The sequence below is a fragment of the Bacteroides sp. AM16-24 genome, from assembly GCF_003471885.1.
Lineage (GTDB): Bacteria > Bacteroidota > Bacteroidia > Bacteroidales > Bacteroidaceae > Bacteroides.
In genome coordinates this window covers 137,301-158,528 of the sequence record NZ_QRKI01000007.1, presented here as the reverse complement: position 1 = coordinate 158,528, position 21,228 = coordinate 137,301, and the positions used below count along the sequence as shown (strand labels likewise).

The following is a 21,228-nucleotide window of genomic DNA, read 5'->3' as shown; positions in this document are numbered from 1 at the left end:
AAAGGGGGATTTGGTTGATTATTATCCTTCATTCAACCAGCCTTTTCCTTGGCGTACAATCTCTGCCTCTCCATTGGTACAGTCCACAATGGTGGAGGATTCCGTGCCACCGATTCCACCATCGATAACCAGATCGACAAGGTCACCGAACTTTTCATCGATTAATTCCGGGTCGGTACAGTACTCCATGTCTTCATGTTCTTCGTGAGGCAGGGTAGTAGTCATAATAGGGGCATCCAGAATGCGGGCTATCTCCTGGATAATGGCATTATCAGGCATACGGATACCAACCTCCTTCCGGTTGCGGAATATTTTAGGCAAACGGGTAGTGCCGTTCAGGATGAAAGTGAAAGCACCGGGCAGGTTCCTTTTCATCAATTTGAATGTATTGTTATCTACTTTGGCATATTCACTGATGCTGCTCAGGTCATAGCAAATAATAGAAAGGTTGTTTTTGCGCGGATCAATTTCTTTGATACGGCAAATACGTTCGATAGCACGCTCTTTCAGCCCATGGCAACCAATGGCATACATGGTGTCGGTGGGATAGATGATAAGTCCACCGTCATTCAGAATATCCACTATCTGTTGCAGGTCTTGTGGATTGTTGTTCTTTTCGTACAGTTTCAGAAGCATAGGGCTGGTTGTTAGTCTATATATAATAACACAAAAGTAGAGAATAAGTTTCTTATTATCAAATAAGTGTGGCTTATTTCTTGGATGATTTTTTTCGAAGTTCTTCTGCCAGCCTCCACTGTAATGCAGCTTCTACTTCTTTTCCTGCCTGCATCAGGGCATCGCCAAAGAGTTCGTGTGCTCCGGCATGGTCGGGTTTCAGGGTGGTAGCCTTGTCCAGATCGGCAATAGCGCCTTCTGTTTCCTGTTGTTTCAGTCGCAGTTTTCCCCGGTTATAGACAGCTTTAAATTCTGCCGGACGTAGTTTTACTGCCCGTGTGAGGCATTCTTCCGCTTCAATATATCTTCCGTCATTGAAGAGGGTGATTCCTTTGCGTATCCACGCATCCGCATATTCGGGATAGAGTTCCAGCGCCTTGTCATAGTTGGCAATGGCGGCACGGGAGTCATGGGCAAGAGTGATAGATTCATTGCCCATAAGGTAATACTCTCGTGCATAGGCTTGCAGTCGTTTTTGCTGTTCGGCCATCTGGGCTTTTAGTTGATCGTTGTTGTCACGTAGCTTGTTGATAACACCTAACTTGCGACGGATGAGGCGTTGTATAACAGGCTTTTCTATGTCGTATCGGGAGTGTATAGCCTTGAAGAAATGATTGAGAAAGACTTCGAAATCTCCTTGGTCAAAAGCTTTGGTCGCAGCAGCATATTCCACGTCGGCCTGTGCTTGTTTCAGGGCGCGGTCTATGGCTTGCCGGTTGTTAAAGCGTTCGGCAAAGTTTACTATTTCCGGGCGGACAAAGATATCAGCGCGGTTGACAGGTTTCTTTAGCTGGATGCCTTCCAATGAAGTGCAACGACTGAGGGCAACATAGGCTTGCCCACCGGCGAACACGCCACCGGTGAAGTCGATAACCACACGGCTGAAAGTCAATCCCTGACTTTTATGAACAGTGATTGCCCATGCCAGCCGTACGGGGAACTGGGAGAAAGTACCCAGGACTTCTTCTTCAATCTCTTTTTTCTTTTCGTTGTATTTATAGCGGATATTTTTCCAGTGTTCCGGCTTGACGTCACATTCTTTTCCATCATCGGTGATGACGTAGAGAGTTTCTTCTATTTCATCGAAGCCGCTGACTATGCCAATAGTACCATTTACCCAGCGGCGGTCGAAGTCATTTTTGATGAAGATAACCTGAGCTCCCGGTTTCAGCACCAGCTCGCGCGATGTGGGCAGGCTACTTTCCGGGAAATCTCCCGTGACTTCACCCCGGAAGGTAACAGAGTCACCGGGTAGTTCTGCCAGTTTCCGGTCGTTGATGTAGTCTACATTATCGCGGCGTGTAGCGAGGGTGATGTACATATCTTCCTCATTTTCCTCAATATCAGTGCCATAGCGTGTGTTGAGTAATTGCAAGTCGGCTGCACCGGCGGTGTTACTGCGGATATGGTCCAGAACACTGACAAATACTTTATCCGTTTGACGATACACCTTTTGGAGTTCGATGGAAACAAGGTCTATCTGGCTGAAAACTCTTGCTGAGAAAAAGTAGGGAGTAGGATAGAAGCGGTTTAGTATTTCCCGTTCATCTCCCTTAACGACAGGCTCGAGTTGGAAAACATCACCTACTAACAGAAGCTGTTTTCCGCCGAAGGGCTCACGCAGGTTGCGTGAATAGACTCGCAGGATGCGGTCTACGGCATCGATAATATCCGCCCGTACCATGGAAATCTCGTCGATAATGATAAGTTCCAGTTCTTCCAGTAACTTTCGCTGCGGCTTGGTATACCTGAAGAATTCGTGGATGCGCCCGCGTTGCAGGCTCAGGTTCGGATCATCGGGTAGCAGAGGATGAAACGGTAATTTGAAGAAACTGTGCAAGGTGCTGCCACCGGCATTGATGGCTGCAATACCGGTAGGAGCCAATACTACATACTTCTTTTTTATATTCTCGCAGATATATCGCAGAAAGGTAGACTTACCCGTACCTGCCTTTCCGGTTAGAAATACGGACTGGCGAGTATATTGTATAAGACTCAGGGCATCCTGAAACTCTTTATTGTTGGTATCTATCGACTGCGACAAGGTAGAATGAAATCGTATTTAAATGATTGAAAAATGTTTGAGCGCATTGGCTATTCCGTTTTCGTCCACTGAGGTAGTGATGTAGTTGGCATGTTCCTTCACTTCATCCACTGCATTACCCATAGCCACACCAATGGCAGCATGGCGTAACATGCTTACATCATTGCCGCCATCTCCGAATGCCATCGTCTCTTCCAGGCGAATGCCGAAATGACGAATAATTTCGTCGATTCCCTTTTGCTTGGTATTTCCTTTTGCGGTAATGTCGGTAAAAGCAGGAAACCAGCGTCCGGCTTCACAACCGGGAAGTTGTGGGAGAATAACTTTCTCTTGCTCCAGGGTGATGAACGGAGTCATCTGGAATATTTCTTGTCTGATAGCTTCTTCGGGTGTCTTTTCCGGAATTATATCCACCCTAAGATAATCGTTGAATATCTTCTTTACCATCTTATCAGGTTGGCAGACACAGACATCATGCTCACTCACGAAAATGCAAGGGAAATTCTGCTCAGCAGAGATACATGCAAGCTTTTGTACGTCAGTGGCAGGAATTGCACTCTTATAAATCACTTCTTTGCCTACGAAACAATATCCGCCGTTCATGGTTATATAACCATCTATGAGTCCACGGTCCTGCAAGGCAGAAAGGTTGTTGATGATAACAGCGGGGCGTCCCGTAGCGATAAATATCCGAATGCCTTTGGCTTTGGCAGCGGCGATGGCTTCGATGGTGGTTTCGGGGATAGCATGTGTATCAAAACTCACTAAAGTGCCGTCGATGTCAAAAAACAGGGCTTTAATCATATATTTTTTATTTTACTTGGATGCAAAAGTACTCAAAAGTGAGGATATTTTGTACTTTTGTCTCCTAAAGAAATCGTAAATAGTGACTATACATTAATAAAATAGCAAAAGCTGTTTTGAACGTAGTTAAATCGTAGATGAAAAAGCATTCCTTCAAAGATTGGTTGATCGCTGTACGCCCTTGGTCATTCCCGGCGTCGGCAATGCCGGTGATTGTGACGCTGGCGTATTTGTATTGGGCATACGGGGTAATAGAGTGGGCGAACGGACTGCTGGCGTTGGTCGGTATTGTTATTTTCCATGCTTCGGGAAATGCATGGAGTGATTATTTCGATTTTGAACGAGGAGTAGACCGCGTAGATACCTTCGGTGTGAAGACTCTGACGAGTGGGCAATTCATGCCATTGGAAATACGCAACCTGGCTATAGGATTAATGGTACCGGCAGTGGTTATCGGCCTTTGGCTGGTTACACGTACCGGACTTCCCTTGTTATGGATAGGAGTTTGCGGTGCCATGTGTTCGTTGCTCTATCCGTGTCTGAAGTACCGGGCTTTCGGTGATTTTGTTATTTTCGTGGCTTATGCTATTCTGCCTACTTTGGGAATAACTTATATAACAATGGGGAGATTCCTGCCTGATGTATGGTTGATCATTGTTCCGGTAGGATTGATAACAGTAGCCATCCTGCATGCTAATAATACGCGTGATATCGGTACGGATGTACGGGCAAAGATCAGTACGCTTGCTATGAAGTTGGGAGTGAAGACTGATATTTACCTCTATATGTTTGAAGTACTGTTTCCATTCTTGTGGATTGCGATTTGTGCATTACTGGGCTACTTTCCATGGTGGTCTCTGTTGACTATAATAGGAATTCTGCCGGCTATAGCCAATGCCCGTACTATGTTGCGGTTACCGAAAGAAGGGATTGGTGCAATCTCTAATCTGGATGAAAAGACGGCGAAACTGCAACTTTTGTTCAGCTTACTGTTTACGGTTACATTTTTAATATAGTATGAAACGAATTATCATCCCTTTGCTGATAGCTGCTTTCTTGTGGTTTTTCATGTTCTCTCCCTGGACAAGCGGCATATTCAACTTCTGGACAGCAATGAGCTTTTCAGCGGTTATACTGATGAATATGTCTTTTGCACTTCGTCCGCAGTGGTGGGTAGAAGATGTGAAGTTCGATTGGAAGAATATTGCCGGAGGTGTGGCTTTGTCCGTTGTATTATGGGGAATATTCTGGATAGGGGATAAAGCTTCTGCCTGGCTTTTTGACTTTGCCCGCCCGCAGGTAGAACTTATTTATGGTATGAAGACCGGGGAAAATCCCTGGCTACTCTCTATACTGTTACTCATATTGATAGGCCCTGCAGAAGAAATCTTTTGGCGTGGCTATGTACAGAATGCACTATCGAAACGTTGGAACTCGAATACAGGTTTCATTGTGACGACGCTGGTCTATGCCTTGGTGCACATTTGGTCGTTTAACTTTATGCTGGTGATGGCAGCATTGGTAGTTGGAGCTATCTGGGGACTGGCTTACAGGCTGTATCCGCAGAAGTTAGGGGCACTGATCGTGTCGCATGCGGTGTGGGATGTGGCGGTGTTTGTACTCTTTCCGATATGAGAATGGGTACTATGATTTGTGTGACTTACGTAAATAGAAATAGAACGATGAAATACAATTTTGATGAAATCATTGAACGCCGTGGTACCAACTCCGTGAAGTGGGATGGCGTAAAAAATATCTGGGGACGTGATGATTTACTCCCTATGTGGGTAGCTGATATGGATTTCCGCACTCCGCCTTTTGTAATGGACGCTTTGAAAAAGCGCTTGGAACATGAGGTGTTGGGATATACTTTTGCCTGTGAAGAATGGTATACTTCCATTTGTGCATGGTTGCGCGATCGTCACGGATGGGATATATCCCGTGAGATGTTGACATTTGTCCCGGGGATTGTCCGTGGACAGGCTTTTGCCTTGCAGTGTTTCACTAATCCGGGTGATAAAGTGATGGTGATGACTCCTGTCTATCATCCTTTCTTTCTGGTGACCGAACGCATGGGGCGTGAAGTGGTATATTCGCCTCTGGAACTATGTGACGGACAGTATCAGATTGACTTTGAACGTTTCCGCAAAGATATACAAGATTGTAAAGTGCTCATTCTGTGTAATCCTCATAATCCCGGTGGGCGTGTCTGGACGGCGGATGAACTGAGAGAAATAGCTGCCATTTGTTATGACAGTGGTACTTTTGTGATCTCTGATGAGATACATGCTGACTTGACTTTGCCACCTTATAAGCATCATCCGTTTGCCACGGTTTCTGAAAAAGCAGCTGCAAATTCTCTTGTTTTTATGGCTCCCAGTAAAGCATTCAATATGCCGGGGTTGGGCAGTTCGTATGCAATCACTGTTGATAAAGGTATTCGTGAGCGTTTCCAGACTTTTATGGAAGCTGGTGAGTTTTCCGAAGGACATTTGCTTGCTTATATCGGTGCGGCAGCGGCTTATATGCATGGTGCAGAATGGCTGGAACAGATGCTCGACTATATAAAAGGAAATATAGACTTTACTGAGAACTACCTGGAAGAATATATTCCGGGCATCAGTATGATACGTCCGCAGGCTTCTTACCTTGTTTTTCTGGATTGTCGCGCTTTAGGGCTGACACAAGAGGCATTGACTCGTCTTTTTGCAGAGAAAGCACACTTGGCTCTGAATGATGGAACCATGTTCGGTGTGCCGGGAGAAGGTTTTATGCGATTGAATATCGGTTGTCCCCGTTCGGTGCTGGAGCAGGCTTTGAAGCAACTACGTGATGCGGTTGTACAGTGATTTAGAAAGGAGACTATACCTTTGTTGCCTGTGAAGGGCTATACTATATGAAGAAACTCTTATATCTTTTCATCATAAGTAGTATTCTGCTGTGTGCTTGCAGGCATACGGACAATACTACTTTGCTTCGCCAGGCGGATGCAGTGATTTATGGAAATTCGGATAGTGCTATGAAGCTTCTGTCATCAATCAAGAATCCGGAGCGGTTGCCGTTTGAGGAAAAGATGCTGTATGGTTGGCTGCGTACATTTGTGCATAACGTACGGGGAAATTCCATGACGGAGGACTCTCTGATTCTTCCGGCATTCGATTACTTTGTTGCCGGTCCGGACACGGTGAAAATGCTTAATTCATTTGTGTTGAAATCCAAGTATTTATATTGGCAGAAAAGGCATGAAGAAGCTATGTCTGTACTTGATAGTGGTATCGCAGCAGCTACAGCCTGTAGAGATACTTATCTGATGGTCAGCATGCTTGCTGAGAAAGCTAACAGGTATGTATATGTTGATAAGGACTATAAAAAGGCAATAGAAGCACATCTCCGGGCGATTGCTATTCGTGAAGATGAAGGATTGTGCTATTCTTTGGGTATTGCCATGGGACTGCAGGGGAATGATTCTGCTTCTTACTATATGGACCGGAGCATTGCGTTGGTGGAGCAGAAGAAGGATACGGCCCGCTTGGTACATTATCTGCGAAACTATGCACAAATGTTGTCTTATATCGGCAATGATTACGAAAAGGCAGCAGTTGTTTCGAAACGCTTGCGAAGCCTGACGCCGGACGGAGGGCAGATTGCAATGACTGATCTGGTGCTGACAGAATGTTTTCTAAAGATGGGAAAACTGGATTCTGCCCAATATTATCTTGACCAGGGCAGATCGCTGCTTGCTTATCAGGAGAAGTTTCTGACTACAGAAAATATGATGAGTTATTATCAGGGATTGATAGATTATACTCGTCATCGTACGTTTGACTTCCTGAAAGTGATGCGATATAATGACTCTGTTCACAATGCCCTTTATGCCTTGCAAAGTACTATCCGGCGAAAGGACGAAAGCAAAGAGTCACTTTCGAATGCTAACTTGATGCTGACGGTGGAACGGCAAGAGGCACAGCTGACATTATTAGGCTGTTTGCTGTTGTTGGTTGTAGTAGGTGGCGGGGCCTTTTTTTATATCCGGAGGCGTCGTCATCGCTTGATTGAGGCGGAAGAACGTATTGAAACACTAAATCGCTTGCTGGTAGATGCTACAAAAGGAGATGATGAACAGAGAGTTGTCGGAAGTACTGATAAAGAAGTGGAAGATGGACAGTTTTTCCGAAAGATACTTTTGCAACAGTTGGGCATTATACGCTTGGTTGCTACACAACCTACATCTCAAAATCAGGAGTTGCTTCGTCGTATATCCGGTATCACGAACCGCGAGTTGCCGGTAGAAAGCCTTTTAGTGTGGGAGGATCTGTATCCCGTAATCGACCGTATATATAATGGGTTCTATACCCAAATGAACCGGCGTTTCGGTTCTGTGCTTATTGATAAGGAACAGCAGCTTTGTTGTCTGCTTTGCGCAGAATTCTCGACGAAAGAGATTAGTGTTGTGACACAACAAAGCATTCCAACCATTTATCAGCGGAAGACAAATATCCGAAAGAAACTTGGAATGGGAGAGAAGGAGGACATTGTCGGGTTCATTTTAGAGAAATAAGGCTTGTTTTCTCGTCAACTAATTCATATCAAGAAAGTAATGAAGCAAATGATTCAGTAGTACTATCCGTCATCCTGTAGTCGAAGGATCTCTTCCCTTACTGTATAGCGCAGCCTTATGCCAAGAGAGTAGATTCTTCGACTACGCTCAGAATGACGGATAGTCCGCAAATCACTTCATTCATAACCGCTACAGAAATGAATTAAAGATTGCTGATGAATTTTTTTTGTTAATTTACTGATAATCAATGAATAGTATTTACCGACTGTTTACTGCAAAATGTAAAAGCATTTACCGCCGTATGTAACGGCTTTTACCCCTTATTGTAACGACCTTTACCTCGGTATGTAACGGTCTTTACCGCGGTATGTAAATGGAGTTACCGTGTGGAGTGAACAAAGTTACCATTTGGGGTAAACTGAATTTTCATGAAAGGAAAACGACTGTGTCCTTATCACATTTTGTTCATATCCCTCCCAAAATGAACAACCCTTTCTTCAATGCATATAGATAGTATATAGACCTTAAAAAGGTAAATATAGAGAGTGAAGAATGTAATTCGTTGATAATGAGATGCATTTATGCTGCTAATATAGAACTTTTATATCCTGATATAGACCGTTTGAGATACGTTTCACCCTTAAATTAGCATCAGGTAAAAACGAAAAGTGAAACATTAAGATCAATCAAATGATGAAAGCAAATTCAATGAAGTCTATTGGGAAAAGACTTACGTTCTTATTCCTTATGTTATGTGTAGCGGTTTCTATTTCTGCTCAAAGCTATCAACTCTCCGGTTGCGTACAAGATGAAAACAATCAGCCGATGGAAGTAGCAAACATCCTTTTAAAGCAAGCTAAAGACAGTACATACATTACAGGTATGCTGACGGACGCACAAGGTTGTTTTACTTTTACTCAACCTAAAGGGAAATATCTGTTGCATATCACTCTAATCGGTTGTGAAGACATCTACCTGCCTGTCTCTTTACAGGAAAATAAGAATGTAGGTATGCTCACCCTGAAATCCTCTTCTACCTTTTTAAATGAAGTGACTGTCACAGCCGCCCGTCCGGTAATTAAACGTCTGGTGGACAGAGTGGTTTTTGATACTCACAACTCCATTGCCTCTGCCGGTGGAAATGCACTCGACCTTTTGCGCGAAGTACCTGGTTTGCGTGTAGGACAGAATAGCATTGATATTATAGGTAAAGGAGGCGTGAAAGTGTATATCAACGACCGTGAAACGAAACTTTCCGGCGACGAACTGATCGACTATCTCCGGTCTTATGACGCTTCGCAGATACAGAAAGTAGAAGTGATCACCACTCCACCGTCCAAGTATGATGCAGCAGGTAATGCAGGTATCATCAACATACGCCTGAAATCGCGTCCTAAAGATTACTTGGGAGGTACGGTATCCACTTCGTATAATGTCGGTGAGAAGGAAAATTACGGCTATGGCGGAGTAAACCTAAATATCAGTAAAGGCCGTGTATCCTCATTCGCCAATGCAGGTACCACACAAGGTAACTATGAAACGCGTGAAGCAAACCGCCGCTATTTCGCCAAGAATACTTGGGACGGACGCACGGATTACAAGAAGTATATGCAGAGTTATTATGGTCAGGCAGGTGTGGACGTTGCTTTGGAGCATAACTGGACTGTAGGTCTGCAAGCTGTTTATAATTATGGTAATCCTAAAGATGCCAAAGCCGTTTCCGTTACGGAAGTTTATGATGTAGCTACTACCCGTTTGGATTCTCTTCTGTTCTCAGATAGCAAAGAAGGAGGCAAGTCCGATCGTCTTAACTTGAACTTCCATACAGATAAGACTTGGGGGGATAAAGGCAAAAAGATGAGTTGGGATGTGGATTACCTGCGTGATAACCGGGATAGTCATATGGGCTTCCTGTCCGAAACTCAGACTCCTGATGGTGTAGCAATACCTGGAACCAATTTTGATTATAGCTATCTGCAAGACCGTAAGGTAGACGTATTCTCTTCTGCACTCGACTTTACACTTCCGTTTGAAAAGTATAAGGTAACTGCAGGTGCCAAGGTCTCTTTCACAGATACCCGCAATCGCATCAATTATGATACTTCGGACCCGACACTGGTGCAGGATGATTACTTCCACTATAAGGAACAGATTTATGCCCTTTATGCCGATTACAATCGTGCGTTCTCCAAACAGTTTTCTATGCAGTTGGGCGTACGTATGGAGCACACCCGTACTACCGGTATTTCCGAGTCGGCGAATAAGACAGACAAGCATGATTATACCCGTCTGTTTCCTACGCTCTACTTCTTGTACTCACCTAATGAACTGAATGCATTGAATCTTAGTTTATCCAACCGTATTTCACGCCCCTCGCAGAATATGGTGAATCCGTTCCCGTTCTATCAGAATAAGTACACTTATGCTTGTGGAAAGGAAGATTTGAAACCGAGTTATACGTATAATGCCGAATTGGGATATACATTCAAGAACAATCTTAATTTTTCCGCTTTCTATTCTTATTCGGACGATGTATTCTTCCAGGTGGTAGGTTTGGATCCGGAAACAAATGTCAGCTCTTTCCTGTGGGATAACTTTATGGAAACGCACTCTTTTGGATTGAATAATTCATATACCTTCCGTACGGGATGGATGCAGGCTTATGTACAGCATGGGGTAAACTATAGCCGTACGACTTCCAGCGCCGCTTCCACATCTGCCGAAGAGAAAGGATGGGCCTATAATGCCAGTTTGCGCAATACGTTCTTCTTCAATTCGAAGAAGACATTCATTGGAACGCTTTCCGGTTGGTTCACTTCGCGTCAATATAGTGGGGTTTATCTGATAAAGCCTAATTACGGTATCAGTGCAGGTTTGCTTTATCGTATGCTGGATAATAAACTCAGTCTTAGCCTGAATGTGAATAATATCCTGATCAGTCATTCCAAACTTGAGACGGTATCCAACGGTGTCCGGATGACGACGGATAATCAGTTTGCCTTTACCGGTTTCCGCATCGGTGTTTCCTACACATTTGGTGGAGATATCCGCAGCAAAGGGCAACGTAATAGTAACTCGGATATCCAGAATAGATTATAAATATTGCTTTCATCGTTTTTACCTATTTGAAAGCACTCCTGTAACGGGAGACGGGCGGCTTGTCGATATGAAACGGAGGTTTCAATCGGGAAGCCGTCTTTTGGTGTGAATGTGGTTTGATAGGTGGGTTTCGCCGTTTTATAGCATCAGTCCCCCTTTTCTATCAGTTTTTCCCCCTCTTTTTACTATGGATTCCTCACTTTTGCATTACATGAACCAATCTTAGAAGAGAGTATATATGAAAAACGAAATGAAAAACAGAATGAACGGGGCGTACATTATACGTTTCTTATGTCTGGCCTTATTCCTGCTTCCAATCATACCGGCAGGAGCGAGTGTCCTGCCTGATGATGAACAAACGGAAACAACAAAGGAACTGATAGCTTTTCCCGGCGCCGAAGGCTTCGGGCGGAATACAACAGGTGGCCGTGGAGAGCCTGACGGACTTGGAAGTACGGATTGCAGGAATCTAATCATTGACCATTGCTCTATTAGTTGGTCGGTAGATGAATGTTGTTCTATATATGGTGGTGAGAATCTGACTGTTCAATGGTGCCTGGTTTCCGAAAGTCTTCGCACGGCAGGTCATGCTAAAGGTAAACATGGATATGGAGCCATCTGGGGAGGAGCAAAAGCTTCTTTTCATCATAATCTGCTGGCACATCACGAAAGTCGTGTACCCCGTCTGGGACCTCGTCCATTTACTCAGGAACGCGAACACATGGATATGAGGAATAACGTATTCTACAACTGGGCCGGAAACGGTTGCTATGGCGGAGAAGGCATGTGTGTCAATATTGTGAACAATTATTATAAACCAGGACCGGCTACACCGAAAAACAGCCCTGTCCGCTACCGTATTGCCGCCATAGGAGTACGCATAAAGAAGTATTGCATGAATGCAGACGGCACTCCCAATGCCTGGAAACCAATGGAACACGTATGGGGGAAATTCTATGTAGACGGCAATATCATCGAAGGAAATGAGGAAGTAACCCAAGATAACTGGACCAAAGGTATTTACGGGCAAATCAATAATGCTTCTTGTGACAATACATTCACAAAGAAAGTGAAAAAGGAAATGCGTCTGTCCGAACCTCTGGATGCAGGCATTATCACTACTCATAGTGCAAAACAAGCTTATGAACTCGTATTGGATCAAGCGGGATGTTCCAGGCAACGGGATGCCATTGATATACGTGTTATAGAAGAAACCAGAAACGGTACGGCTACCTATATCGGTAGTGTGACAAAAGGAGCGGAAAGTGTTCCCGGCCTGATAGACTTGCCGGCAGATGTGAAACCGGAAGGAGCCACCAGCCCTTGGCCTACATTGAGCGATGGCGGCATTACAGCCGATGAACTGCGGGATACTGATGGAGACGGCATACCCGATGTTTGGGAAGCGGCCCATGGACTGAATCCGAAAGATGTTTCCGATGGCATTGCCACTACATTGAGTAAAGAAGGTTATACCAATCTGGAAGTTTATCTGAACGGCCTGATAAAGTAAAATTCAAACCAATTATTAAATATATTAAGTATGAAGAAGATAATTCTTACGGCATTATTTATGGGCATTTTATTAGGAGGTCATGCCCGGAATACTGCATCACCATTTCAGGCTGTAGTGGCCCAGGATGGTAGTGGTGACTACACAAGCATTCAGGCTGCTATTGATGCAGTACCCGACAACCGGCAAGAGCCGTGGTTGATTTTCGTAAAGAACGGTTCGTACCGGGAACATGTGGTAATACCCGAAACCAAAACGTATGTCCACCTGATCGGTCAGGACAAGGATAAAACCATCATTCATCATCTCCTGAATGTAGGTGGAAAGCCTGAAGAAGGTACAGAACCGGCAAAGACGGCTTTTTGGAAACATTCGGTTCATAATCCCTTTTCCGAAGTCTATAAGTTTGAGGGGAGCGTTGTTAAGGTGAAAGCCGATCATTTCTATACTGAGAATATCTCTTATGTGAATGATTGGGGGGTAGAGAGCCAGAATGGTCCACAGGCATTGGCTATGAGCAGCCAGGCAGATTGTGCAGCGTTCAATAACTGCATTTTCCGTTCTTTTCAAGACACCTGGATGACTTCTACTAATGATTCTCACCGCCACTATGTGAAAGACTGTTGGATTGAAGGTGCAGTCGATTATTTTTATGGTGGGGGAGATGCTTTACTTGAAAACTGTACATTATATAATGTACGTAGCGGTTCTGTAATTGTCGCTCCCTGTCATAAGGATGCAAAGTTCGGATATATTTTCCGTGATTGCATTGTGGATGGCAATGCCTCTGCTGCCGACGGTAAACAGAAGTTGGGGCGTCCCTGGCACAACTCGCCGCGTGCTGTCTATATACATACCACTATGCGCATTCCTCTTGCTCCCGAGGGTTGGACCAATATGGGAGCTATTCCCGGATTATTTGCAGAGTATGATAGTCGTGATGCCGAAGGTAATGTACTCGACTTGAGCCTACGCAAAACAGAATATGACGGACGCGGACCAAATAACCCGCCAAAAGGCTCTTGTCGTGCTATCGTTACCAAAGAGGAGGCGGATAGCTATGTATACGAACGTATCATTCCGGGTAATGACGGATGGGATCCTCGTACAATGATGGAAAAACTACCGGCTCCGCAGAATCTGAAAAAACAAGGAACGAAGATTACTTGGAAAGCTGTATCCGATGCTGCCGGTTATATCATTTTCGATAATGATCAGGTGGTGGGTTTTGCTCAAAAGCCGGTTTTCGAAACAAGATTCGTGATGAAAGGAAATTTAAAAGTACGTGCGGTCAATCGTTATGGTTCATTAGGACTTGAGAGTGCTCTTTAAGTAAATGAATCGTAATGGCACTATAACACATTGACATTTTTTGCATGTGAGATCCCGGGCTTGTGAAAGTCTGGGATTTTTTGTGTAACCCCCTTGTATTTATTGTTCTAACAGATATTTTCCTCTTTTTCCGATAGTTTTTACTCCTCTCTCCATCCGTAAATTGTCACATTTGCAACAGGAAAAAATATGTGAAACTAAATCCTTTATTAATGTGAAACAAAAATCTGTAGAAATGAAAAACAAGTGTTTTGTATGGCTAATGGCTATACTGTTGATGGTTCCTATCGGACTGTCTGCACAAGAGATTACTGTTAAAGGTAATGTGACAGACTCCACGGGAGAAGGTGTTATCGGTGCATCCGTTGTAGAAAAGGGTAATGCAGGTAACGGAACGATTACCGATATAAACGGTGATTTTACTCTGAAGGTCAGTGGCAAAGGTAAGAAACTGGTCATCTCATATATAGGTATGCAGGCCCAGGAGATAGATGCCGTTGCCGGGAAGACGCTAAGTATTAAGCTTCAGGACGACTCTAAAATGTTGGATGAAGTAGTCGTTGTAGGTTACGGTACGATGAAGAAGAAAGACCTGACCGGTTCTGTTTCTTCTATGAACGACAAGGTACTGAAAGATATCCCTGTAACTTCTGCCTTGCAGGCTATGAGCGGACATCTGGCAGGTGTGAACGTAACGGTAACGGACGGTTCTCCCGATGCCGAAATCAAAGTACGTGTACGCGGTGGTGGTTCTATTACCCAGGATAATTCTCCGCTTTATATCGTAGATGGCTTTATCGTGAAGAATATTAATGATATTCCTCCCGGTGACATCCAGGATATCAGTGTATTGAAAGATGCTTCTTCTACGGCAATCTATGGTGCCAAGGGTGCTAATGGTGTAGTTCTGGTGACTACAAAGAGTGGTAAAGCCGGTAAGACAGTGGTAGATGTGAACTCCTATGTTGGTATAAAGAAAACCTACAATCTGACGGATGTCCTTTCTCCTTATGAATATGTATATTATCAGAAGGAAATCGATTCGAGCCCGAATGTATCCAGTGCAGGCTTCTACAGCATGTATGGTATGTGGGATGATATAGACCTTTACAAATACCGTGAAGGTATCGACTGGCAAGATCAGCTGTACGGCAATACCGGTGTACAGAAGAATTTCAATGTATCGCTTTCGGGTGGTACGGAAACTATGCGCTACAATATCAGTTATACACGTGATGATGAAGATTACATCATGTTGAACTCTAACTATGTACGTGATAACTTCAACATTAAGCTGAATAAATCTTTTGGTAAAGTCATTGATCTGGACGTTACAGCCCGTACTACGAATACGGTGATTGATGGTCCCGACGTATCCGGTGGACGTAAGCTCCGTGATGGTGTCAAGTATGCTCCGGTAAAGAGTATAACGACTTTGTCTATGGAGAACCTGGTGGGTACCAGCGAAGAGCTCGACTGGGCAGAATCTGCTAGTATGTTGAATGATCCGATTTACAACATTACCAATGAGTTTAAGAAACAGTACTCATTTGTTAATTCTTATAATGTCGGTTTGACATTCCATATCATCAAAGGTTTGGATTATCGTGTTCAGGGTAGCTACTCTTACGAGAAAGCACATACGGATAATATATGGTTGAAGAAGACCGGTGAATCTAATGCTAATGGTGGACAGCCCGTTGCCAAACGTGAATATACCGATGGTTATCGTTTTACGATACAGAATCATCTGACGTATGATTTTACGGTTGCAAAAGATCACCGTTTCAATATTATGTTTGGACAGGAGATTTTCTCCGGCAAATCGGACAAGATGACCCTTCAATCCAAATTCTTCCCGAAGGACTTTACAGCAGAACAAGTATTGGCTATGTGGAATTATGGTGAACCGTTGCCTACTTATAATGATATAGGTGAGCCGTCGCGTACCTCTTCTTTCTTCGGTCGTCTGAACTATACGTTGAAAGACCGTTATTATCTGACTTTCACAGCTCGTGAAGATGGTACAAACGTATTTGCTCCGGGCAAACAATGGGGGTTCTTCCCCGCTGGTGCTTTGGCATGGCGTCTGTCTGAGGAGCCTTTTATGGAAGCTACTAAAAGTTGGCTTTCTAATGCTAAGCTTCGTTTAAGTTACGGACAGGTAGGTAATGCACGTGTAGGTTCTTACTGGCGTCAGCAATACAGTTTCGAAAGCTCTGCAAACAGACTCTACTATATCGGTGAGAAAGTGCAAAGTGGTTTGAAACCAACCAATACACTCCGTAACGAGAACCTGACTTGGGAAACCAAGACTTCTGCTAACATCGGTTTGGATCTGGGATTCTTTAATGATAAAGTGAATGTGGTAATCGATGCTTATAAGGATGTAACTAAGGATTTGATTCTGGCTGTGGATATCCCGACTCATTCCGGTTACGGCACTCAATACCGCAACCTGGGACAGACTACTAACAAAGGTGTGGAGTTGACAGCTAACTGGTATGCCGTTGAAACTAAGGACTTCAACTTGTCATTGGGTTTCAATATCTCTTTCAACCGCAATACTGTTGACAAACTGGATGGTTCCGACTCTATGATTGCTACTTCCGGCTGGGGAGTAAGTATCGGTTCGGATGATTATCGTGCCATTGTAGGTAAATCCATTGGTCAGATCTATGGTTACAAACAAGATGGTTTCTATTCTTTCGATGACTTTACTTTTAACGAAGAAACGAAACGTTGGATCATCAAACCGGGTGTAGCCGATTGTAGTGATATTATTGCAACCAGCGGTAACTGGTTTGGTCCTGGACACATGAAACTAAAGAAATTGACGGATGATGGTTCTGATAAAGTCACTACGAATGACCGTACCGTCATTGGTAATGCCATGCCGAAACATACCGGTGGTTTCAATATCAATGCGGACTATAAAGGCATCGACTTTGGTGTACAGTTCAACTGGAGTTATGGTAATGACATTCTGAATGCCAATAAAATAGATAATACTACGTATGCAGGTTCCAAGAAGTATCAGAATCTGAGTAGCGATATGGCCTTGGATAAGCGTTTTACCACTATCGATCCTGAAACCGGTTACAATATCATGTATGGTGAATATGCGAATCCGGCACGTTTGCAGGAAATCAATCAGAATGCTACGATCTGGCATCCATTGATGAACTCTACGGTCATGACGGACTATGCTATCGAAGATGGTTCATTCCTTCGCTTGAGTAATCTTACAATCGGTTATACTTTACCGAAGGCTTGGACTAAGAAGTTCCTGGTTGAGAAGTTGCGTGTATACTTCACTGGTTACAACCTGCATTGTTGGACAAAGTATTCCGGACAAGATCCTGAGGTAGATACCCGTCGTAGCACTCCATTGACCCCGGGTGTTGACTACTCTGCTTACCCGAAAGCTCATTCATTCTTATTTGGTATTAACCTGACACTCTAAAAAACTAATGATCATGAAGAAATTATATATATTAACTTTGGCAGCTGCCATGCTGATCACTACTTCATGTGATGATTTCCTGGCAACTGACACCCCCTCCAAACAAAGTAACACAAATGTGTTCAATACCGAGGCTATGGCCGAGGCTGCCCTGATGGGAGTTTATGCTACCATGTCCGACACGTATGTTTACGGACAGAAAATATCTGTGAACTGGCAGAATATCAGTGATACGGAAAATTGTAACCTTTATCTGACTAACTATAAAGAAGTAAATAGCGACTATGGTCAGAACCACTATTATGGTAATTCCGGCAACTCTACCACTCGTTGGAACAATATCTTCCGTTTTGCAGAACTTGCTTCTGCTGCCGTAGAAGGAATGCGTGGAGGTGAATTGCTGAAGACAAATCCGACTGTCGGTAAGCCGTTATTAGGTGAAGCTTTGACTCTGAGAGCATTGGCTTATTTTGAATTGGTGCGTATCTATGGAGATATTCCTTATAAGAAAACAACTTCCAATTCTGACCTTTCCAATGTATATATCGGTAAGATTGACCGTGATACTGTATATGCCGACCTTGTGAAGAACTTGCAGGAAGCCATCGAATACCTGCCTTGGTTAGGTAGTGGTAAAGCTTCTACTGCTGAACGTATCAGCAAAGGTTTTGCTAAAGGCCTGTTGGCACGTGTGGCCTTATTCGCAGGTGGATGGTCGTTGCGTGATGGTAATCAATTCCCTGATATGCAGCTGGAGAAGCATCCTACCATCCCTGAAATGAATGGATATTATGTAGGTCGTGTGAAGAACTATAAAGAGTACTATGAAATAGCAGCTAAACAATGTGCTGAAATTCTGGGTGATCCTGAGAATCCGCATCAATTGGATCCTGACTTTGAGAATATCTGGAAAACGGTAAATCATCTGGATCAGAATCCTTATAATGAAAATCTTTATGAAGTTGGTTTAGGTGTAGGTAATACCGGTGACGTGGGCACTCTGATGGGTTGGGAAGTTCAACAAGGCTCTATGTACGGACAGCAAGGTATGGGTAGTAGCTATGTTACTTCTACAATTTATTACTTCTATTCTTTTGGTAAGACGGATAAGCGCCGTGACGTTACATTGACTTTCGGTCGCTGGCGTAAAGAGAATTATGAGGATTTGAGTCTGAATGCTACGAATGTACACTATGCTAAATGGCGTATGTACTGGACCAGTGAAACCTATCGTGCCCTTCACTTGGCTGCTGCCGGCCGTGTGGCTACCGGTATCAACTGGATTGTAATGCGTTATTCTGATATTTATCTGATGTTTGCTGAGGCTATGAATGAGCTTTACGGACCGGATCATCAGAATACAACGGCAGGTATGACAGCCCGTCAAGCTCTGGAAAAAGTACGTGAACGTGCATTTGGATCCGGTTCTTCTGAAATTGCGAAGTATGATTCTGACTTCTTCAATGCTATAGTGAATGAACGTGCTTGGGAATTTGGTGGTGAAGGTGTTCGTAAAATGGACCTGATTCGTTGGGGGCTGTTGGATAGTAAGATTGAAGCTATGAAAGAAAGCCTTTGCCTGATGCTTGATAACCAACATCCGGTGACCATCTTTGATAAGACTTATCAGCCTTCGGATTTCCCGACTGTATTGTACTATAAGATGCGGACAGATGATAAACTGTATGTAGATTATTCATCACCCAATTATTATCAGGAACTGGGTACGGCTCCTGCAGGCTATGAAAAGATTGACTGGTTTCCGAAAACTTATGCAAAACCTGAAACCGGGTCAGGCACTACTTATCGTGACGAACTTGCCAAGATTCTGGTAATGGCTACCGGTATCAATGCATCTTACGACTATAGTGCATTACTGGGAAAACTGAAGAATGGTGGTGAGATTGGTGATATGTTGAAACAATATCCTATTGGCAACGGAACTTGTAACTATCGTCATCCTTATGCTATCTATGATACGGATATTTATCAGTCCAAGGGTTTTTTGGTAAATTCCTATGGTTATTAATAAACGGACAACAGAATTAAAAAATGAAGATTATGAAACTTAAAAGCATATTCGCATCCCTTGTCATGACAGCCGCACTCTTTTCTTCGTGCGACCGTGACGTAAACGATTGGGAAGTGGCCACCGGTGAGAACCGTTTGTTTAAGCCTTTGATTTTCGAGGCAAGTACGTTGAAGCCTACTTCCATTCAGATTAAACACACTAAAGTAGTTGACGCTGCTAACTATGTATTTGAATTCAGTAAAGATGCCGACTTTGCAACGATTGACAAATCTGTTGTTATTCTGGCTGATACTCTGACTCCGTTTGCAGATTCAAATACAGCGATGAAAGTAGAATACCGTACTTGGTTTGAAGGGCTTGATGGTACTACCAATTATTGGGTACGTATGCATGCTGAGAATGCAGATGCATCATTAAAGTCAAAGTTGAGCTCATTTACCTTTATCACTCCGGCGGAACAAATATTCAGGAGTTACAGACCTACAGTTAATAGCCTGACTTTCCTTTGGGAAGAGACAGATCGGGTTACGAATCTTGTATTGATGAATGAAGATAGTACAGTAGTTGAAAACCGTGTGCTGACTACTGCTGAGATACAGAATGCTGCTGCAACATTTGAAGGTCTGGATATGGGAGTACCTTATATTGCTCAGATTTTCTACAATGAAGTATTGCGTGGAACACTGAATACGAAAACTTCAGGTTCGTCCGGCAGTCTGATTTTTAATATTAATATTTCTGGCATTACTGCTGAGGATATATCAACGGCTTTGGCAGGACATGCTGCTGAAGGGACTAAAAAAGTTACTGTGAACTTTGCCTCTGGTATGGAATTTAATATGGAGGGAACCATTACAATTCCAACAGGTATACAGGATATTAGTTTTGTTGGTTCGGAAAATGCAAATGGTAAGTTGTCTCAATTGAATAAAGTTTATTTTACTATCGAAAGCGAAGTGAATGATGTTAATTTTGAATACCTCAGCATGAACTCCGATGGTGGATTTATGTTCCAAGTAGGTGCGCAGAAGTTCCACGATATTACTTTTGAAGGCTGTGAAGTGAAACAAGTTAATTCTGCTGTCCGTCTCCATAGTGGTGCAGAAGGTAATAGTGTCAACTTCAATAACTGTTGGGTATCGAACACTGGTGGTTGGAGTTTCCTCAATGTAGGTTCAGGCTGTACAATTCCTGCTATCAATGTTACGAATAGTACATTGACTGAATTCAACACCCGTATTGCCGATATACGTGTGAAGACTGATATCAAATTCAAGAATGTGACTTTGGTAAATATTGCAGAGAAGATGACTCACCTTTGGTTACTTGACAACAACTCCAAACCGACTGTGACTATTGAAAACTGTATTTTTGCCGGTCCTAATGGTGGTCAGAAGCTGCACTCTACGAATGGTAACTATAGCAATATTACTATTTCCTATGGTGGTTCTTACAAGACAAATGATTTAATAGAAGATTCTCGTCCGCTGGATGATATTACGGTTGTAAACCTGGATATCTATGGCTTGTTTGTAGATCCTGCCAATGGCGATTTCCACATCAAACAAGGTGCTGGATTTGCAGGAACCGGAGTAGCGGGAGACCCGAGATGGTTTTAATAAGTAGGTATTAGATTCAGGATAAGATTCTCTTAAAAAGGAAGAGGTTGTGTCAAAACTCTGGTACAACCTCTTTCTATAATTTA

At 43.4% G+C, this 21,228-nt stretch carries 13 protein-coding genes; 10 read left to right on the top strand and 3 right to left on the bottom strand.

The window, feature by feature from the left end; genetic code table 11:
- Window positions 1-21 precede the first annotated feature (21 nt).
- From DW182_RS10525 to DW182_RS10515, 3 genes are all read right to left on the bottom strand, one after another.
- Entirely contained in the window at window positions 22-636 is a 615-nt protein-coding gene (locus DW182_RS10525; protein ID WP_118295483.1) for an L-threonylcarbamoyladenylate synthase, read from the bottom strand.
- A gap of 73 nt (window positions 637-709) precedes the next feature.
- Complete coding sequence (locus tag DW182_RS10520) at window positions 710-2,719, bottom strand: tetratricopeptide repeat protein (protein ID WP_118295482.1); 2,010 nt, start codon at window positions 2,717-2,719, stop codon at window positions 710-712.
- An 18-nt stretch (window positions 2,720-2,737) separates the two neighbouring features.
- Window positions 2,738-3,523: a Cof-type HAD-IIB family hydrolase gene (locus tag DW182_RS10515; RefSeq protein WP_118295481.1), complete on the bottom strand. Its 786-nt coding sequence runs from the start codon at window positions 3,521-3,523 to the stop codon at window positions 2,738-2,740.
- Window positions 3,524-3,660: 137 nt separating this feature from the next.
- Here DW182_RS10515 and DW182_RS10510 point away from each other — a divergent pair, with 137 nt between their 5' ends.
- From DW182_RS10510 to DW182_RS10465, 10 genes are all read left to right on the top strand, one after another.
- Entirely contained in the window at window positions 3,661-4,539 is an 879-nt protein-coding gene (locus DW182_RS10510; RefSeq protein WP_118295480.1) for a prenyltransferase, read from the top strand.
- Window position 4,540: 1 nt separating this feature from the next.
- A complete protein-coding gene (locus DW182_RS10505; protein ID WP_118295479.1) occupies window positions 4,541-5,158 on the top strand; it encodes a CPBP family intramembrane glutamic endopeptidase in 618 nt (205 codons plus the stop codon).
- Window positions 5,159-5,205: 47 nt separating this feature from the next.
- A complete protein-coding gene (locus DW182_RS10500) occupies window positions 5,206-6,372 on the top strand; it encodes a MalY/PatB family protein (RefSeq protein ID WP_118295478.1) in 1,167 nt (388 codons plus the stop codon).
- Window positions 6,373-6,419: 47 nt separating this feature from the next.
- Complete coding sequence (locus DW182_RS10495) at window positions 6,420-8,081, top strand: hypothetical protein (protein ID WP_118295477.1); 1,662 nt, start codon at window positions 6,420-6,422, stop codon at window positions 8,079-8,081.
- A gap of 693 nt (window positions 8,082-8,774) precedes the next feature.
- Window positions 8,775-11,180, top strand: coding sequence for a TonB-dependent receptor domain-containing protein (locus DW182_RS10490; RefSeq protein ID WP_118295530.1), 2,406 nt, complete (start codon window positions 8,775-8,777; stop codon window positions 11,178-11,180).
- A 250-nt stretch (window positions 11,181-11,430) separates the two neighbouring features.
- On the top strand, window positions 11,431-12,693 hold the full coding sequence (locus DW182_RS10485) for a thrombospondin type 3 repeat-containing protein (RefSeq protein WP_233564127.1): 1,263 nt from the start codon (window positions 11,431-11,433) through the stop codon (window positions 12,691-12,693).
- A gap of 30 nt (window positions 12,694-12,723) precedes the next feature.
- Window positions 12,724-14,025: a pectinesterase family protein gene (locus DW182_RS10480; protein ID WP_118295475.1), complete on the top strand. Its 1,302-nt coding sequence runs from the start codon at window positions 12,724-12,726 to the stop codon at window positions 14,023-14,025.
- A gap of 235 nt (window positions 14,026-14,260) precedes the next feature.
- Window positions 14,261-17,491 (top strand): TonB-dependent receptor, encoded by a 3,231-nt coding sequence (locus tag DW182_RS10475; protein ID WP_044155142.1) that lies wholly within the window; start codon window positions 14,261-14,263, stop codon window positions 17,489-17,491.
- Between the two features lie 7 nt (window positions 17,492-17,498).
- A complete protein-coding gene (locus DW182_RS10470; RefSeq protein ID WP_305000463.1) occupies window positions 17,499-19,520 on the top strand; it encodes a RagB/SusD family nutrient uptake outer membrane protein in 2,022 nt (673 codons plus the stop codon).
- A gap of 32 nt (window positions 19,521-19,552) precedes the next feature.
- Window positions 19,553-21,142: a DUF5123 domain-containing protein gene (locus tag DW182_RS10465; protein WP_233564126.1), complete on the top strand. Its 1,590-nt coding sequence runs from the start codon at window positions 19,553-19,555 to the stop codon at window positions 21,140-21,142.
- Window positions 21,143-21,228 lie beyond the last annotated feature (86 nt).

Coding starts and splice junctions, on each gene's coding strand:
- DW182_RS10465 (WP_233564126.1), top strand. CDS start 19,553: ATGAAACTTAAAAGCATATTCGCATCCCTTGTCATGACAGCCGCACTC.
- DW182_RS10505 (WP_118295479.1), top strand. CDS start 4,541: ATGAAACGAATTATCATCCCTTTGCTGATAGCTGCTTTCTTGTGGTTT.
- DW182_RS10495 (WP_118295477.1), top strand. CDS start 6,420: ATGAAGAAACTCTTATATCTTTTCATCATAAGTAGTATTCTGCTGTGT.
- DW182_RS10515 (WP_118295481.1), bottom strand. CDS start 3,523: ATGATTAAAGCCCTGTTTTTTGACATCGACGGCACTTTAGTGAGTTTT.
- DW182_RS10470 (WP_305000463.1), top strand. CDS start 17,499: ATGATCATGAAGAAATTATATATATTAACTTTGGCAGCTGCCATGCTG.
- DW182_RS10500 (WP_118295478.1), top strand. CDS start 5,206: ATGAAATACAATTTTGATGAAATCATTGAACGCCGTGGTACCAACTCC.
- DW182_RS10485 (WP_233564127.1), top strand. CDS start 11,431: ATGAAAAACAGAATGAACGGGGCGTACATTATACGTTTCTTATGTCTG.
- DW182_RS10525 (WP_118295483.1), bottom strand. CDS start 636: ATGCTTCTGAAACTGTACGAAAAGAACAACAATCCACAAGACCTGCAA.
- DW182_RS10480 (WP_118295475.1), top strand. CDS start 12,724: ATGAAGAAGATAATTCTTACGGCATTATTTATGGGCATTTTATTAGGA.
- DW182_RS10490 (WP_118295530.1), top strand. CDS start 8,775: ATGAAAGCAAATTCAATGAAGTCTATTGGGAAAAGACTTACGTTCTTA.
- DW182_RS10510 (WP_118295480.1), top strand. CDS start 3,661: ATGAAAAAGCATTCCTTCAAAGATTGGTTGATCGCTGTACGCCCTTGG.
- DW182_RS10475 (WP_044155142.1), top strand. CDS start 14,261: ATGAAAAACAAGTGTTTTGTATGGCTAATGGCTATACTGTTGATGGTT.